This window comes from Bacillus sp. FSL W8-0629 (assembly GCF_038593225.1).
In the GTDB taxonomy this organism is placed as follows: domain Bacteria; phylum Bacillota; class Bacilli; order Bacillales; family Bacillaceae; genus Bacillus; species Bacillus altitudinis.
On the sequence record NZ_CP151975.1, the window covers coordinates 3,752,186 to 3,769,383 of the forward strand.

11 protein-coding genes are annotated in these 17,198 nt (G+C 42.8%); 8 read left to right on the top strand and 3 right to left on the bottom strand.

Annotated features, from left to right (window positions below):
* The first annotated feature begins 9 nt into the window (after window positions 1-9).
* The 7 genes from NSQ17_RS19400 to NSQ17_RS19430 all read left to right on the top strand — a co-directional run bounded on the left by NSQ17_RS19400 (window position 10) and on the right by NSQ17_RS19430 (window position 12,495).
* The gene (locus NSQ17_RS19400; protein WP_342467722.1) at window positions 10-7,158 is read left to right on the top strand and encodes an amino acid adenylation domain-containing protein; all 7,149 of its coding nucleotides are present in this window, start codon (window positions 10-12) and stop codon (window positions 7,156-7,158) included.
* Window positions 7,159-7,178: 20 nt separating this feature from the next.
* Window positions 7,179-7,406: an MbtH family protein gene (locus NSQ17_RS19405; protein WP_024718451.1), complete on the top strand. Its 228-nt coding sequence runs from the start codon at window positions 7,179-7,181 to the stop codon at window positions 7,404-7,406.
* Between the two features lie 122 nt (window positions 7,407-7,528).
* Window positions 7,529-9,154: a helix-turn-helix domain-containing protein gene (locus tag NSQ17_RS19410; RefSeq protein WP_342467723.1), complete on the top strand. Its 1,626-nt coding sequence runs from the start codon at window positions 7,529-7,531 to the stop codon at window positions 9,152-9,154.
* Window positions 9,155-9,252: 98 nt separating this feature from the next.
* Window positions 9,253-10,218, top strand: a complete 966-nt coding sequence (locus NSQ17_RS19415) for an iron-hydroxamate ABC transporter substrate-binding protein (protein WP_024718449.1) — start codon at window positions 9,253-9,255, stop codon at window positions 10,216-10,218.
* Window positions 10,219-10,307: 89 nt separating this feature from the next.
* A complete protein-coding gene (locus NSQ17_RS19420; protein ID WP_342467724.1) occupies window positions 10,308-11,042 on the top strand; it encodes an alpha/beta hydrolase-fold protein in 735 nt (244 codons plus the stop codon).
* Window positions 11,043-11,114: 72 nt separating this feature from the next.
* Window positions 11,115-11,258: a YycC family protein gene (locus NSQ17_RS19425; protein WP_008347524.1), complete on the top strand. Its 144-nt coding sequence runs from the start codon at window positions 11,115-11,117 to the stop codon at window positions 11,256-11,258.
* A 22-nt stretch (window positions 11,259-11,280) separates the two neighbouring features.
* Window positions 11,281-12,495: an MFS transporter gene (locus NSQ17_RS19430; RefSeq protein ID WP_024718448.1), complete on the top strand. Its 1,215-nt coding sequence runs from the start codon at window positions 11,281-11,283 to the stop codon at window positions 12,493-12,495.
* Window positions 12,496-12,535: 40 nt separating this feature from the next.
* Here the strand turns inward: NSQ17_RS19430 and rplI are convergent, their stop codons facing one another.
* Genes rplI through NSQ17_RS19445 form a run of 3 tightly spaced genes read right to left on the bottom strand, consistent with a single transcriptional unit; the run spans window position 12,536 to window position 15,929 of the window.
* Complete coding sequence (gene rplI / locus NSQ17_RS19435) at window positions 12,536-12,985, bottom strand: 50S ribosomal protein L9 (RefSeq protein ID WP_007497423.1); 450 nt, start codon at window positions 12,983-12,985, stop codon at window positions 12,536-12,538.
* Entirely contained in the window at window positions 12,982-14,961 is a 1,980-nt protein-coding gene (locus NSQ17_RS19440; RefSeq protein WP_017359884.1) for a DHH family phosphoesterase, read from the bottom strand. The genes rplI and NSQ17_RS19440 overlap by 4 nt, the downstream gene beginning before the upstream one ends.
* A gap of 20 nt (window positions 14,962-14,981) precedes the next feature.
* Window positions 14,982-15,929: a YybS family protein gene (locus NSQ17_RS19445; protein ID WP_039169015.1), complete on the bottom strand. Its 948-nt coding sequence runs from the start codon at window positions 15,927-15,929 to the stop codon at window positions 14,982-14,984.
* A gap of 303 nt (window positions 15,930-16,232) precedes the next feature.
* Here NSQ17_RS19445 and NSQ17_RS19450 point away from each other — a divergent pair, with 303 nt between their 5' ends.
* Entirely contained in the window at window positions 16,233-17,162 is a 930-nt protein-coding gene (locus tag NSQ17_RS19450; RefSeq protein WP_008347534.1) for a manganese-dependent inorganic pyrophosphatase, read from the top strand.
* The last annotated feature ends 36 nt before the right edge of the window (window positions 17,163-17,198 follow it).

Genomic DNA, 17,198 nt, shown 5'->3' on the forward strand with positions numbered 1-17,198 from the left:
TTTAGGCCCTTGTCGATCCAGTCCGTCGATTCATTCCCACTAACCGGTGCCCAATCAGGCATTTGGTATGCGCAGCAGCTTGATCCATCTAACCCTATTTTCAATACAGCTGAGTATATAGAGATTAAAGGTCCTATTGATCCCATACACTTTGAAGCAGCCATTCGAAAGACTGTCTTAGAAGCAGATTCCTTGTATATGCAATTCGTTGAGGATACTGACGGTCCAAAGCAATGGATGACATCTAAGAAAGAGATCCCATTTCAATATGTCAATTTACAAAATGAAAAACAGCCGTTTGATGCAGCTAAAGCATGGATGAAAGCCGACCTTTCCACACCAGTCTCTTTAGAGAAAGATGTATTATTCCGTGAAGTGCTTTTTCAACTTGCTGACGATCGATTCATTTGGTATCAGCGCATTCATCATATTGCCATTGATGGATTCGCCTTTTCGCTCATTGCACGTCGTGTTGCTGAGGTCTATTCAGCCCTATCGCAAGGGACACCTGTGCCTCCTCAAACATTTGGAGCTTTACATGATGTAGTCCAAGAAGAGATCACTTATCAACAGTCCAATCGATTTGAAGATGATCGAGCATTTTGGAAAAATCGTTTTGCTGATCAACCGGAAATTGTCAGCCTTGCTGAGCTTGCCCCAAGAACGTCGGATCATTTTATCCGGAAAACGGCTAGATACGATGCCGAAAAGGTAAGCAAAATGAAAAAAAACGCCCAAGCCTTCGGTAGTACGTGGCATGAAATGATTCTTGCCGCATCCGCACTCTATATGCATCGTATGACGGGTGCACATGATATTGTTTTAGGATTACCTGTGATGATGCGCCTTGGATCGTGCGCCTTGCAAACACCTGGAATGGTCATGAACCTGGTACCGCTTCGTTTAACATGCAAACCAGAAATGACGCTCTCAGCACTTGTTCGTCAAGTATCTGATGAACTGAAAGCCATTCGTCCTCATCAACGATATCGTCATGAAGACATGCGGAGAGACTTTAAGCTCATCGGAAGAAATCAACGATTATTCGGTCCACAGATCAATATCATGCCATTTGATTATGATCTCAAGTTCGATCAGAGCATTGGTCGAGCACACAATCTCTCAGCAGGACCGGTAGATGATTTATCGATCAACATATACGACCGTGCGGATGGAAACGGATTTCAAATCGACTTTGATGCAAACCCTGCTGTTTACAAAGAGACAGCCGTTGACGCTCATCAACATCGTTTTCTTCAATTGCTGGAGGAAATAACCGGACTAGAGCAAGATCAGACAATCAGTCAATTCAACCTTCTTTTGTCTGAAGAAAAAGAGAACATTCTCAAGCACTGGAATGATACAAAACGAGAATTACCAAAAGAATCATTACGGGAACTATTTGAAAAACAAGTGAGCAAAACGCCGCAAGCAAAAGCATTACAGTTTGAAGGAATCATTTTGACCTATGAAGAGTTGAATCAGCGGGCAAATCAGTTAGCTCATTATTTGAAAAATCGTGGCATTGGACCAGAACAATTCGTCGCAATCGCTCTGCCTCGATCCATCGATATGGTCGTAAGTCTATTAGCCGTCGTCAAAACGGGAGCCGCATATCTGCCTCTAGACCCTGATTATCCTAACGATCGTGTCGCCTATATGCTAGAAGATGCCAAACCAGCGTGCTTGCTCACAATCAATGAGACAGCAGGTGGTTTGGACTATCCTCACATCGTTCAACTGGATGATGCAATTGTTCATCAGGAGATAGCAGGCAGTCCGCATCTCAATCCTACCTGGAGCGAGGGCTCTCCACATCACCCCGCCTATATCCTCTACACGTCAGGATCGACAGGCAAACCAAAGGGTGTTGTTGTAACAAAGCGAAATGTAGTCAACTTTATATTGTCCATGCAAGATGCATTTTTATTAGATCAAGGAGACCAGCTTTTAGCGGTAACGACCATAGCCTTTGATATTTCCGGGCTAGAAATGTTCCTCCCACTTTTACATGGGGCTGCTATTTTATTGGCAAAAAAAGAAACGATACAAGAACCAGCAAAGCTTTCAAACATGATTCGTTCTCATCATGTCACAATCATGCAGGCAACACCAACGTTGTGGCATGCATTGGCAGATGAATACCCTGACGTGATCACAGGTATGCGTGTTCTTGTTGGAGGAGAAGCACTTCCTGCCTCCCTTTTGCACACACTGCAATCTCTTCAATGCGACATTACCAATTTGTACGGACCTACAGAAACGACGATCTGGTCTACGATGGAAAATGTCACAGCACATCAAGAGAATAGCGGGCCGGCAATTGGTAAACCCATTTGGAATACGAGCATTTACATTTTAGATGAAGGACTAAACCCAGTCCCAGCAGGATCAATCGGTGAACTTTATATTGCAGGTGAAGGAGTATCAAGAGGATATCTTGGACGATACGACTTAACGGCAGAACGATTTGTCGCTGATCCGTTCGGCACAAAAGGCACGAGAATGTATCGTACTGGAGATTTAGCCAGATGGCGTGAAGATGGTTCGATTGATTATATAAGCCGTGCCGATCATCAAATTAAAATCCGCGGCTTCCGTATTGAATTGGGTGAAATTGAAACCGTGATTATGCAGCATCAAGCTATAAAGCATACATCTGTGATCGTTCGTGAAGATCAACCTGGACAACAGTTGCTTTGTGCGTATGTTGTGCTGACAGACGACTCAGCTCTTCACCCTTCAGAGCTCAGGCAATTTGTGGCTGCATTACTTCCAGACTACATGGTGCCTTCTGCTGTTGTCGTTTTGCCGGAACTGCCACTTACACCAAACGGCAAAATCGATCGCAAAGCATTGCCGGTGCCAAATATGTCTTTAGTTAGTTCTGAGCGTACACCTAGAACACCCCAAGAAGACATGTTATGTAGTTTATTTGCAGAAACCCTTGGCGTATCTCAAATTGGCATAGATGATAGTTTCTTTGATTTAGGCGGACATTCTTTACTTGCCGCTCGTCTGCTTCGACGTATACGCGATACATTCGGTGCAGACCTAAGCATGAGCACCATTTTTGAATCACCCCGAGTCGCTGAGCTTGCACAGCACTTAGATAAAGCAAAGGACATTCGGCCGCCGCTTCAGGTAGAAAACAAGCCAGATGAGATTCCGTTATCCTTTGCTCAGAAACGGCTGTGGTTCCTTCATTGCCTTGAAGGGCCAAATCCAACTTACAATATTCCACTTGTCATTCAGCTGACAGGTACACTAGATCAACAAGCTCTAACTGGTGCTTTGGCAGATATCACTGAAAAACATGAAACCCTTAGAACCATTTTTCCAAATAAGAATGGCATGCCAAGACAGGTTATTTTACACCCAAAAAGTGTTCAGCCTGAGCTCCATGTCACAGCTTCGAGTGATCAACAAATTGAGAATCAATTAAATGAATCCATTCGCTATAGCTTTCAGATTGAAGAAGAACCTGCACTGCGAGCAGAATTATTCACGCTTGGTGGCAATCGATATATGCTGCTTCTGTTGCTGCATCACATCGCTGGTGACGGCTGGTCACTTGCACCGTTGACACGAGACTTAGCTGCTGCTTATGAAGCTCGTATTCAAGGGAAATCCACCCCATTGCCAGCGGAACCTGTTCAATATGCTGACTATGCTATTTGGCAGCAGAAACTGTTGGGCAGTGAAAAAGAGACGGATAGTTTATTTGCCAAGCAGCTCAGCTATTGGAAAGGTGCCTTACATGACCTGCCAGAAGAACTTGAGCTTCCCTATGACTTCCCACGTCCACAGGAAGGAAGCTTCAACGGTGCGACGATAGACTTTACGATCGAACCGGCTTTACATCAAAACCTTCTTGAGCTTGCGAAACAGCATCAAGTGAGTTTGTTCATGGTGCTTCAAGCATCCCTTGCAGCATTACTGACACGCCTTGGGGCGGGGACAGATATCCCAATCGGCAGTCCAATTGCTGGACGGAATGACGATGCTCTTGACGATATTGTCGGATTGTTTGTGAACACACTAGTATTACGTACAAATACAGCTGGTAATCCAACCTTCAGTGAGCTATTGAAGCGAGTGCGAAACGTTGACTTAGCAGCCTATGAGCATCAGGATCTGCCATTTGAACGGCTAGTGGAAATCCTAAATCCAACCCGCTCCAGATCACGGAATCCATTGTTCCAAGTGATGCTTGCCTTCCAAAATACACCGAAGGCGGAAATGAAGCTGACACAACTTGATTCGGATCTCTACGTAAAACCAGTGGGATCAGCTAAATTTGATCTGACCATCGAATTGACAGAACAAAGAACTGAAACTGGATCAGCAGCAGGATTAACAGGATTGTTTGAATTCAGCACAGATGTATTTAAACAAAGTACCGTTCGAGCAATCGCTGACAGAATGAAGCGCTTTTTAACAGAGATAGTTGAGCGCCCACATCTGCCGATTGGTCAAATGAACATTTTATCAGATCAAGAACGACAAACATTTCTCCCTGACAAACAGACATTCGCTCAGTCAGACCAAGCACCTAATCTCCCAGCCTTATTTGAAAAAACGGTGCAACAATTCCCTGATCGAGTGGCTGTAACGGATGGAAATAGGCAGCTGACCTATGGTGAGTTAAACAACAAAGCCAATCGTCTTGCTCATTTATTAATACAAAGAGGCGTTGGACCAGAACAGTTCGTTGCACTTGCCCTGCCTAGATCAATTGATATGCTCGTCAGTTTATTAGCTGTTCATAAAGCAGGCGCAGCCTATGTTCCTCTTGATCCTGACTATCCAGCAGACAGGCTGGCATACATGATACAAGATGCCAAACCAGTTTGCAGCATCACAACAAAAGCAGCTGCATTGCATCTCCCTGCTGACTGCGATTTGATTTTGTTAGACGAAAAAGAAACAATTGATCAATTGCTGACTACGCCAAATCACAATCCGGCTGATATAGACAGAATTGAGCCGCTGTCTTCTCTGCATCCGGCCTATATTATTTATACGTCCGGCTCTACAGGGAAACCAAAAGGAGTGGTCATTCCACACCAAAATGTCATCCGTCTTCTGACATCTACTGAACATTGGTTCCATTTCGATGAAGAGGATGTTTGGACAATGTTCCATTCATATGCCTTTGACTTTTCAGTTTGGGAAATATGGGGACCCCTTTTATATGGCGGGCGACTTGTCATTGTTCCTCATACCATCTCTCGTTCTCCAGAAGAGATGATGCAGCTTCTAGTCGATGAAGGTGTGACTGTACTTAATCAAACACCTTCCGCCTTCTATCAGCTCATGCAGATAGACAAGGAACAACAAACACTTGGTCAAGCATTATCACTCCGCTATGTCATCTTTGGCGGTGAAGCGTTAGAACTTAGCAGATTAGAAGATTGGTACAGCCGTCACTCAGACTGCAAGCCAAAATTAATTAACATGTATGGCATTACAGAAACCACCGTTCACGTTACGTACAATGTACTCAATCGAGACATGATCGCAAAGAAATCCAGCAGTTTAATAGGCGAACCAATTCCTGACTTACACGTGTACGTACTAGATGAATACCTACAACCTGTTCCACCTGGGACAACAGGTGAAATGTATGTAGCTGGTGCTGGTTTGGCAAGAGGTTATCTAGGCAGGCCTGACCTGACCTCAGATCGATTCCCTGCTGATCCTTATGGAGCACCTGGCACAAGGATGTATCGTACAGGCGACCTCGCTCGCTGGACAGAAGAAGGGGCACTTGATTACATTGGTAGAGCTGATCATCAAATTAAAATACGCGGGTTTAGGATTGAACTTGGAGAAATCGAAGCCGTTCTATCACGCCACGACGCAGTTGCACAAGTTGCCGTCATTTTGCGAGAGGATCAGCCTGGTGACAAACGCTTAGTTGCATACATCGTCACAACTGAAGAAGACCATTTCGATACAGAGACTCTTCGCCATTTTGCGGCAGCCAGTCTTCCTGATTACATGGTGCCTGCGGCTTATGTACAGATTGATACGATGCCACTTACAGCAAACGGGAAGCTTGATCAAAAATCACTGCCGGCACCTCAATTGCATATACAGCAAACGGATGGACGCGGCCCAAGAAACCCGAAAGAGGAAATCCTGTGTCATCTTTTTGAAGAGGTGCTTGATTTGCCAAAAATCAGCATTGACGATCGCTTTTTTGACATTGGCGGGCATTCCTTACTTGCGGTTCGTTTAATCAGCCGCATTCGTGATGCACTTGGTGTGAAACTGAGCATCGGAACGTTGTTTGAAGCACCGAACGTTGCCAGCTTGGCAGAGAAACTAGAAACAGGAAGCGATGAAAACGCACTAGAAATCTTACTGCCGCTACGAACAAATGGAGAAAGACATCCTCTCTTCTGTGTTCACCCAGCAGGTGGTCTTAGCTGGTGCTATGCAGGTCTCTTGAATACATTAGAGAAAGACATCCCTATTTATGGATTACAGGCACGAGGAATCGCAAGAAAAGATGACTATCCGCATACACTCGATGATATGGCTGCCGATTATATTAAGCACATCCAAACGATTCAGCCAAAAGGCCCTTATCATCTACTTGGCTGGTCACTTGGCGGAAACGTTGTACAAGCAATGGCTACTCAACTCCAGCAGCAAGGTGAAGAAATCGCTCTCGTTGCGATGCTGGATGCCTATCCGAACCATTTCTTACCGATTAAAGAAGCACCTGATGAAGAAGAAGCACTAATCGCTCTTCTTGCACTCGGCGGTTATGATCCAGATACCTTAACAGGTGAACCGCTCACGATGAAGAGTGCTGTCGACATCTTGAAGAAAGACGGCAGTGCACTAGCAAGCTTAAGTGAGGATGCCATTAGAAATCTAAAAGAAACCTATGTCAACTCAGTGCGATTGCTCGGGGAATATCAGCCAAAAACTTATCAAGGGGACATATTATTCTTTAGATCTACCATTATCCCAGACTGGTTTACACCGATTGATCCCGAAGCATGGGCACCTTATATCAATGGAACCATTGAACAGCACGACATTCATTGCCGGCACAAAGACATGTGCCAGCCTAAACCCCTAGCAGAAATTGGTGTCATCTTAGACAACGCTCTGCACCGGGTCAAACAAAAGCACTAAGAATAAAGGAGAGATGACAAATGACAAATCCCTTTGATCGTGAAGACGGTGTATTTCTTGTGCTTGTCAATGAACAAGGACAACATTCACTTTGGCCATCATTTGCACCAATACCAGATGGATGGGAAAAGGTCTTTGGTGAAGACACTAGAAATGCCTGCATTGATTATATCCAGACACACTGGCAGGACTTACGACCATTAAGCTTAACAAAAGAACCTGCGTTAGCACATGGAAAAACGGAATAAATCATCGCACCCTGATCTCCATCAGGGTGCTTTTTTGACAGAATAAACACACCATTTTCCAGCTCTTTCTGATACAATTCAATTGAGAATGTTTATCAATTAATAAGAGATCAGGTGGTTTTATGGGAAACAATCATCAATTATGTACAAAGGTAAATGCTGAACAATGCATTTATCGATTAACATATACTGAAAAAATAAATAATGCAGATCTTCCACATACGGAGCAGCAGTTGTCAAATACATTTTGCCTCCTCTTTAGCATAAGCGGCAATGGTTTACTTACATTGAATGATCAAAGATGGCGATTGAAAAATCTGACACTCTATACGATGATGCCTGGGGAAACATTTATGTTGAAAACAGAGCCTTATCAAAAACACGAGCTCTATCTGTTTCGCTTTCAAATGTACGCGTCACAAGGTCAAAGCATAGAAGAAGTATCAACTGAACAAGCCCGATCTTTACTGAATGTATGGCAATTTATCGATATTAGCTCGATTGAACAAATTCATTCTTTACTGTCCGACATGACAGCAGAATGGCAAAAACCTGAATCCATTAGCTTTTTTAGAAGCCAAACCCTTTTTCAACAGCTCATCCTGCAGCTTTTCACACTGCATAAAGAAGACATTTGTGACACAACACACGCCCTTTTCAAAACAAAACAATATATCGATCAACATTCCGAAGAACCTCTCAGCCTTACAAGTCTATCTCATATGGCTGGTATCAGCGCCAATCATTACAGCGAACTATTTAAAAAGCATTTTGATGTGAGTGTCACTGATTATATCACCAAGAAAAGACTGGCTAGAGCCAAACAGTTAATGGCGAAAGGTCATGCAAAGCTCAAAGACATTGCACAGGACATCGGCTATCAAGACCCCTATTACTTTAGCCGCATTTTTAAGAAAAAAACGGGTATCACTCCTTCTGCTTATATGAAAAGCCGTCAACGGAAAATGGCTGCCTATGGCCATTCCATACTCGGGCAGCTCACACCTATTCATATCATCCCATATGCTGCCCCTCTTCACCCTAAATGGACAGCACATGATTTTGAGCATTATGCAGAAGAAATTCCGATCCATCTGAGTGCACATCGTATCAACGAGCACGCTGAAGCCAATTTACAGCAATTGAAGGAAGCACAACCTGAGCTGATCATTGCCAATGATTATGTGACAGAGGCAGAAAAACAAGTGTTGAAAACCATCTGTCCTGTGCACTTTGTTCCATTCACACAATTGGATTGGCGCACTCAATTCAGACAAACAGCTCTGTTCTTAAACGAAACGAGGGAAGCAGAAGAATGGCTGCTTCATTACGAAGAACTCGTTAATCAAGCGAAAAAGGAATGCGTTATTGATCATCCACCAAGAACCGTCCTGCCTCTTCGTATCTTTCAAGATCAGCTCTACTTATCTGTCAATCGCACCTTGTCAGAAGTAATTTTTCATGACATTGGCCTTCTGCCAGCTTTTCAGAATGATGGCCAGCTCATCGAAAAAAAAATCAGCATTCACTCTATACAGCAGCTAGACCCAGATGCCATCTTCCTCTTGTTGCATAAAGAACCAAAAACCATTGCTTTTTATCAAAAATTAAAGCAACAGGAGGCTTGGCAAAATCTCAAGGCTGTGACGCAACAAGCCGTCTATCCACTCGCTTCTGACCCTTGGCGTGAATACACAGCAGCCAGTCATCAACGAGTCATTCAGGACCTTTTATCTTTTTTTCCGTAAAAAGTCCATCACTAGACAGATCATTGTCTATGGATAAAAGGACGAATGACTACTACAATCTTTAATTGAGAACAATTATCAGTTAAAGGAGAAAACAAATGAAAAAATGGTTCGCATTGCTTATCCTTTGTATCATGACGATCATCGCAGCAGCCTGTGGTGCTGCAGAAAATAAACCGGCTTCCAACACAACCAAAAGCAAGTCAGCTGAAGCAGCAGAAACAAATATCAAATACTTAGATCAAACGTACAAACTGAAAACACCAGTGAAACGAATCGTCATTGCTGGAAGCCTAGAATCGATGGAAGATGCAAAACTACTTGGTATCGACCCTATTGGGGCTTCTACTGTAGGCGGCACTTTCCCTGAATTATTTAAAGACATTACAGCAAAAACAGAAGGCATTGGGGAAAAAACAGAACCAAACCTAGAAAAAATCTTAAAACTAAAACCAGACGTGATACTCGGATCAACCAAGTTCCCGCCTGCAACAATTAAAAAACTAGATAAAATCCAAACGACGATCCCAGTATCACATGTCTCTTCCGACTGGGAAAGCAACCTTTTATTACTCGGTGAACTGACTGGAAAAAGTGAAGAAGCGAAAAGCATCATTTCTGATTATCAGAAAGATCTCAAACAAGCGAAAGAAACCCTGAAAGACAAAAGCAACAACAAAACAGCTGTCATTTTACGCATTAGACAGGGCGACCTGTACGTGTACCCTGAAGACGTATACTTCAACTCTACTTTATATGGGGACTTAGGGTTTACAGCACCAAGTGATATCAAAAAAGCCAAAGCACAAGCAATGATTTCATTGGAACGCCTAGGCGAACTCAATCCTGACTATATCTTTGTTCAGTTCTCCCAAGAGGAAAACTCATCGAATCCAAATGCATTGAAGGACTTAGAGGGAAATAAAATTTGGAACAGCCTAAAAGCTGTGAAAAATGGGCACATCAATGAAAATGTCGTTGATCCTATGCTTCAGGGAGGAACAGCACTAAGCAAAACAACTTTCCTTGATCAGGCTGTCAAATGGCTAGATCAAACCAACTAAAAAGATGCGCATCTTGACAAAGGGCTAAACATTTTAGCCCTTTGTTCTTCTTTTCAGCAGAGCTTGAAAACTTGAAGGAGAGAATACACATGAACGGAACGTATCTATATGACGAATTGAACGGGCGGCAGCTTGATATTTACCTTCCACCGGACACCTCTATTGATGTTCCAGCTGTCTTTGTACAAGATGGCTCTTCTTTGTTTAGAACCCACTTGCTAGAGATCGAAAGTATGATTGAAGCCAAAACCATCTCGCCAATCATCATCGTCGGTATACACCCCTTCAATCGACTTGACGAATATACACCATGGAAAGCATCATCACTGCGTTCTGGATTCCCTGACTTTAAAGGTGAGGCACAGACATATGTGTCATTTTTAGCAAATGACTTGCTTCCATATATCAAAAGAGAATACCCAGTCAAACAGACCGGTCATGAACATAGTCACATAGGTGCTTCATTAGGTGGGCTATTTGCAATTTATACTTTATTGATGTACCCTGCTCTTTTTAAAAACATCGCATCTATCTCTGGATCATTTTGGTATCAAGATTTTCTGCCGTTTGCTAAACAACAAAGCATTCAGTCTGCGGACCACCTTGTCTATTTGTCTGTAGGCAGTGAAGAAGGGAAAGGCAAAACATCTGTCCAACAGCACATGCCTTTATTCAACAAACAACTCCATGATCATTTATTACAGAAAGGGATGCAGGAACGAAAGCTTCACTTTCACATTGAACAAGGAGAGGGCCACCATCTCAAACAATTTCAAAAAAATTTCTTATCGGCCATCAAGTGGTTTTATAAAAGAAAACCTTAATTTTTTATCAGCAAGTCACAAAGTCGATATGGTATATTGGAACGTATAGATTGAAAGAGGAGGGATTTGCGCATGAGACCTTTACAAATCTCAGCCGATACCGCACAAAAGCTTGCTGCATCACTCAATGTACCGTTAGAGCAAATCATGCATATGCCGCAGCACATCTTATTAGCTAAATTAGCGGAGCTTGAACAGAAGAAAGATCGTTCTTAAAGAAATAAAGGAGTTTACATTCATGGAACAACAACTAGAAAAATCAACATTTCATCCTCGCAGTACAGGGCAAACCATTTTGCTGATTGCTGGGATTTTACTCATTGCCTTTAACCTGAGGCCAGCCATTACGTCTGTTGGTCCTGTGATCGGTGCCATTCGTTCTGATTTACAGCTTTCAAATGGACTTGCTGGTTTCCTCACGACATTACCACTGCTCTCATTCGCATTGCTATCTCCCATTGCACCTAAAATCGGAAAACGTCTTGGGAATGAACGAACACTTTGGCTTGGGCTTGCTGTCCTGCTCTTTGGGATTGTCATTCGTTCATTTGGCAGCATCACCTTTTTAATGATGGGAACGGCGCTAGTCGGCGTCGGGATTGCGATTTGTAATGTGCTTTTACCTGGACTTGTGAAGCATAAATTCCCTGCACATGCTGGATTAATGACAAGCGTGTATACGACATCGATGTCCGTTTTTGCTGCACTTGCATCTGGTGTCAGCGTTCCGCTCAGTCATGCAATGCCTGGCGGCTGGAATACATCATTCCTTGTCTGGGCCGGACTTGCACTTCTTGCGATGATGGTGTGGGCGCCGCAGCTTCTTCATCAGAACACAGCGGCTGTCAAAAGCATTTCACTCAAAGAGCAGCCAATATGGCGTTCACGTGTCGCTTGGCAGGTGACCTTTTTTATGGGCTTGCAATCATTCCTTTTCTACAGCAGCATCGCATGGTTTCCTGATATTTTGACATCACATGGCATGAACCTAGCGACAGCGGGATGGATGCTCTCTATTATGCAGTTCACCGGTCTGCCATCCACCTTCTTAACGCCCGTTTTTGCAGAAAAATTAAAAACGCAAAGACCGCTTGTCGTCGGCCTTGTCCTTGTGTATTTACTCGGCATGATTGGTCTCCTTCTCGGAGGGTCGACGCCTATTCTTGTTATCTCTGTGCTATTAATCGGCGTCGGACAAGGGGCCAGTATCAGTCTTGCCCTCACATTTATCGGATTAAGAACAACCAATATGGAACAAGCAGCTGCTCTTTCTGGAATGGCGCAGTCACTCGGTTATTTATTAGCCGCTGTTGGTCCATTCATGATCGGTATCCTTTTTGATGTGACACATACATGGACGCCATCTATTATCATCTTTATCATCGTCCTATTTTTCATGTTTTTATCCGGTATGCGTGCTGGACGAAGCATCTATATTTCAGATCCATCATAAAAAAAGAACCCGTCTCACGAGGAGACGGGTTCTTTTCTGTTTATGCTTGTTCTGTGACGTGCACTTTTAATGTTGCTTGTACTTCTGGGTGAAGCTTCACCGGTACATTTGTGTATCCTAACGCACGAATGGCATCATTCAACTCGATTTTACGCTTATCGAGTTTGATTTGATGTTCTTTTTGCAATTTATCAGCGATCTGTTTGCTTGTAATCGAACCGAATAGACGACCGCCTTCACCTGATTTAGCAGTGAGTTCCACTGTCAGCGCCTCAAGTGTTTCTTTTAATTGTTTCGCTTGCTCAAGCTCTTGGATGGCATTCTTTTTCTCTTTGTTTTTCTGCCCTTCCAATGCACTTAGGTTCGTTGGAGTTGCTTCAACAGCTAACCCTTGTTTGATGAGAAAGTTGTGAGCGTATCCGTCAGCTACATTTTTGACTTCGCCTTTTTTCCCTTTGCCTTTTACGTCTTTTAGAAAGATGACTTTCATCTTTGAACCCCTCCTTCGAAATATTCGTCTATGGCAGCTTTTAACTTCTCTACCGCTTCTTCAATGGTTATACCATAAATCTGGGTCGCAGCGTTAGTCAAATGACCGCCGCCATCTAATGCTTCCATAATAATTTGAACGTTGATATCCCCTAACGATCTTGCACTAATACAGACCGTATCGTCATCTCGCCTTGCGACAGCAAATGATGCTTCAACCTCACTCATCGACAAGAGAGAATCAGCCGTCTGTGCGATCGTAATTTGATCATAATACTCAGATCTGTCAGACGGCAAGGAAGCAATCGCTACCTGATTTTGATACAGCTCTGTATGCTGAATGAGCTTTGCCCGTTTAATGTAATGATCGACTGTCTCTTTCAAAAACTTTTGCACAAGGACAGGATCTGCCCCTTTTGCACGAAGGTAGGATGCTGCATCGAACGTTCTTGACCCCGTTCTGAGGGAGAAACTCTTCGTATCCACGATAATCCCAGCAAGAAGTGCTGTGGCCTCAATCATGTTAATCCGCAATTTCTTCGGCTGATACTCTAACAGCTCTGTCACAAGTTCTGCTGTAGATGAAGCATACGGCTCCATATAGACAAGTAAAGGATCTCGGATAAATTCCTCACCACGTCTATGGTGGTCAATGACAACGACGTTTTCGATCTTATTTAGCAGTCGTTCTTCCATCACAAGGGACGGTTTATGTGTATCTACAACCACAAGCAATGTGTCATCCTTTGCAAGCTCCATCGCTTCCTCAGGCGTGATAAAACGGGACCAAAGTTCTTCATAATTCTTAATTTCACTAATTAAGCGTTGAACGCTATCCCCAATCTGGTTGGCATCAATGACGATGTAACCTTCTTTTCCATTCGCTTGAGCAACCTTTAAAATCCCGATCGAGGCACCGATAGAGTCCATGTCGGGGAACTTATGCCCCATGATCATGACATTACCGCTTTCAGATACAATTTCTTTTAAAGCATGTGAAATGACCCGTGCGCGTACTCGTGTCCGTTTTTCCATTGGATTGGTTTTTCCACCGTAGAATTTCACTTTCCCATTCGGCTGTTTAATCGCTACCTGATCCCCGCCTCGTCCGAGGGCAAGGTCAAGACTCGACTGCGCAAGTGCGCCAAGTTCTTTTAAAGAAGGAACAGACGCACCGATTCCAATACTAAGGGTAAGTGTGGCGCTATGTGCCCCTGTTTTCTCACGAACCTCGTCTAAAATGGAAAACTTCGACGCTTCAAGCTCTGCTAAGATGCTCTCGTTTAATACAGCCATAAATCGTTCAGATGAAATTCTTTTTAAGAAAATGCCGTATTCTTGTGCCCAATTGTTTAACAGCGATGTGACTTCACTATTTATCGCGCTACGCACCTGATCATCAAGCCCCTGCGTCACATCATCATAATTGTCTAAAAAGATATAAGATAACACCGTTCGTTCATTTTCATACTGTCTTTCAATCTGCACTTGTTCCGTGACATCAAAGAAATATAAAAGGCGCTCTGACCGTTTAATAATGACTTTGAATTTCCGGTCATTCAGCGTCACATTTTCTGTCTCAACCTCTTGTTTAATAAGAGGCACAATGGATTCAAATGTATCATACAAGGATCTGCCGACAAGTGTGCTTTCATGGAAGCACGAAGCGAGAAATGGATTGGTCCATTCGATATAATACTGGTCATTAAACAGCATAATACCAATTGGCATCTCCATTAATGCTTCTTCTCCAACCTTTTTGACTCGATAGGATAATGTTGAAATATATGAATCAATCTCTTTTTGCACCTGCGTATCTGCCCACTTTAAAAAGTAGAGCACACCCGCAAGGACTAAAAGACCAACCGCTCCTATGATCCAATTAAAATAAAGGTTGAGGAGGACTGTGATCACCGCAAGGACAATTAATGCGAAGATCGGATACTTGATGACAGGTTTTCGATAGAAGCTTGGCACTGATATCAACTCCTCAACATTCAGAGTGAATTATTTGTTTTTACTTTTTCTCTTAAATCAAAGCCTATGTCAGCAATCCCTATAATACGCACAATCACACCGATTGGCGGAAAGAGAATCGTCAATACGACGGCAAAAATGGGTACCACTTTTGAGATGTTTTTTTCGTGGCAATAATAGAAGATAAAAGAAAAGCCCTGAATAAGCACCAGTATAAATAAAATTTGAAAAGCACTCGTTTGCACGAGCGATAAAAAGCTGCCTTTCTCCGGCTGAATCAGCATCAAAAGCAGTGTGAGTAAATAATACCATACCATGCTTTTTGGCAGCCGCATATCCTTAAATTTCTTAAGAGCTGGCATGTCTGGAACAAACCGTTTGATCAACGGCCGCACAAACCAATGATTGACGAAAGACATGAGCGTGACAAAAATCAAAAGCGCTACAGGTAAAGAATTTAATGCCGTATCCTGCATCTCTCTAAACTGCTTGAGTTGTTTTGCTATGTCCTGATCAGTAGCGCCAGATTGTTTTAAGGTACTCTCTACCATCGGCATGATTTGGTCAATTGATTCCTTTGCGACACCCAGTATATCTACTTGAAACAGCTGGACACTGACAACAAAGTAAATGAGAAAACTGAATAAGTAGATCAGCGCACCCGTAATAATAGCCTGACCTGGCTGCCTCCTTCTGTAGAAAACACCCATACCTACTCCAACAGCAATCAGCATTGGCGCACTTAACAGCCCATTAATAGACCCAATTAAAAAGCTGATCACTATGCCAATAGCGCCAGCCGCAATTCCTTTTTTCAAGCCATGCCTGATTGTATAGAGAATGATCGGAATCGGAGCAGCCATGAAGAAAATAATGGCTAAAAGTGGCACATACAAATAAAACAGCGTCATGACCGCAAAAATACTGATCATGATAGCGCCTTCTACTAACGCTTTTGTTTGTTTCACACCTTCACCTCAATCCAATCATTTTTCTATATCTTGCTCAATGTGTACTTCTATGTATACGTACGATGTACGCTCCGTCATATCTTGACCCAACCTTTATTTTACCATAGCCGTAAATCGCAAGTAAAATGCAGGCTATTCCAAGAGCGTTTCACGTGGAACAACTTAGATCGTCTTGTACATGCAACTTTTCAGACAGCATGTTACAATTTTTTAGATTGTTCTTAGCTATAAACCCTGAATTCAAGGTCAAAAGCTGTTAGAATAGAAACATCATCAATAAAAGTAAGAAGGAGAATTCACATGGGAAAAACACTCGTATTCGGACACAAAAACCCTGACACAGACACGATTTGCTCTGCTATCGCTTACGCTGATCTGAAAAACAAAATTGGCGTTCAAGCAGAAGCTGTCAGACTTGGAGAAATCAATGGAGAAACACAATACGCATTAGATTTCTTTAAACAAGAAGCACCTCGTTTCATTGAAACGGCTGCAAACGAAACAAAACAAGTCATTCTTGTCGATCATAACGAATTCCAACAAAGTGTAAGCGATATTGATCAAGTACAAGTGACAGAGGTCATTGACCATCACCGTATTGCCAACTTTGAAACAAGTGAACCTCTTTACTATCGTGCTGAGCCAGTTGGCTGCACAGCAACGATCTTAAACAAAATGTACAAAGAGCACCAAGTCACAATTGAAAAAGAAATCGCTGGTTTGCTTTTGTCTGCGATCATTTCTGATTCCTTGCTATTCAAATCCCCAACATGCACACAGCAGGATGTTGATGCTGCGCATGAGCTGGCAAAAATCGCAGGAGTAGACCCTGAAGTATATGGTTTAGATATGCTGAAAGCAGGAGCTGACCTAAGCCAAAAAACAGTTCAAGAATTAATCACACTGGATGCAAAAGAATTTGCACTAGGAAACAGCAAAGTCGAAATTGCACAAGTTAATACAGTTGATATCGCTGAAGTAACAGCAAGACAAGCTGACATCGAAGCAAAAATCAATGAAGTCATCGCAGCGAAAGGTCTTGATCTATTTGTTTTAGTGATCACAGACATTCTAGAAAATGACTCTCTTGCGCTTGCACTTGGTGCTGAAGCAGCAAAAGTAGAAAAAGCATTCAATGTCACACTTGAAAACAACACTGCTTTACTAAAAGGTGTTGTATCAAGAAAGAAACAAGTCGTGCCTGCACTAACAGACGCACTTTCTTCATAAACATAAAAAGACTGCTGACATCTTCAGCAGTCTTTT

Coding starts and splice junctions, on each gene's coding strand:
- NSQ17_RS19420 (WP_342467724.1), top strand. CDS start 10,308: ATGAACGGAACGTATCTATATGACGAATTGAACGGGCGGCAGCTTGAT.
- NSQ17_RS19415 (WP_024718449.1), top strand. CDS start 9,253: ATGAAAAAATGGTTCGCATTGCTTATCCTTTGTATCATGACGATCATC.
- NSQ17_RS19450 (WP_008347534.1), top strand. CDS start 16,233: ATGGGAAAAACACTCGTATTCGGACACAAAAACCCTGACACAGACACG.
- rplI (WP_007497423.1), bottom strand. CDS start 12,985: ATGAAAGTCATCTTTCTAAAAGACGTAAAAGGCAAAGGGAAAAAAGGC.
- NSQ17_RS19410 (WP_342467723.1), top strand. CDS start 7,529: ATGGGAAACAATCATCAATTATGTACAAAGGTAAATGCTGAACAATGC.
- NSQ17_RS19425 (WP_008347524.1), top strand. CDS start 11,115: ATGAGACCTTTACAAATCTCAGCCGATACCGCACAAAAGCTTGCTGCA.
- NSQ17_RS19430 (WP_024718448.1), top strand. CDS start 11,281: ATGGAACAACAACTAGAAAAATCAACATTTCATCCTCGCAGTACAGGG.
- NSQ17_RS19405 (WP_024718451.1), top strand. CDS start 7,179: ATGACAAATCCCTTTGATCGTGAAGACGGTGTATTTCTTGTGCTTGTC.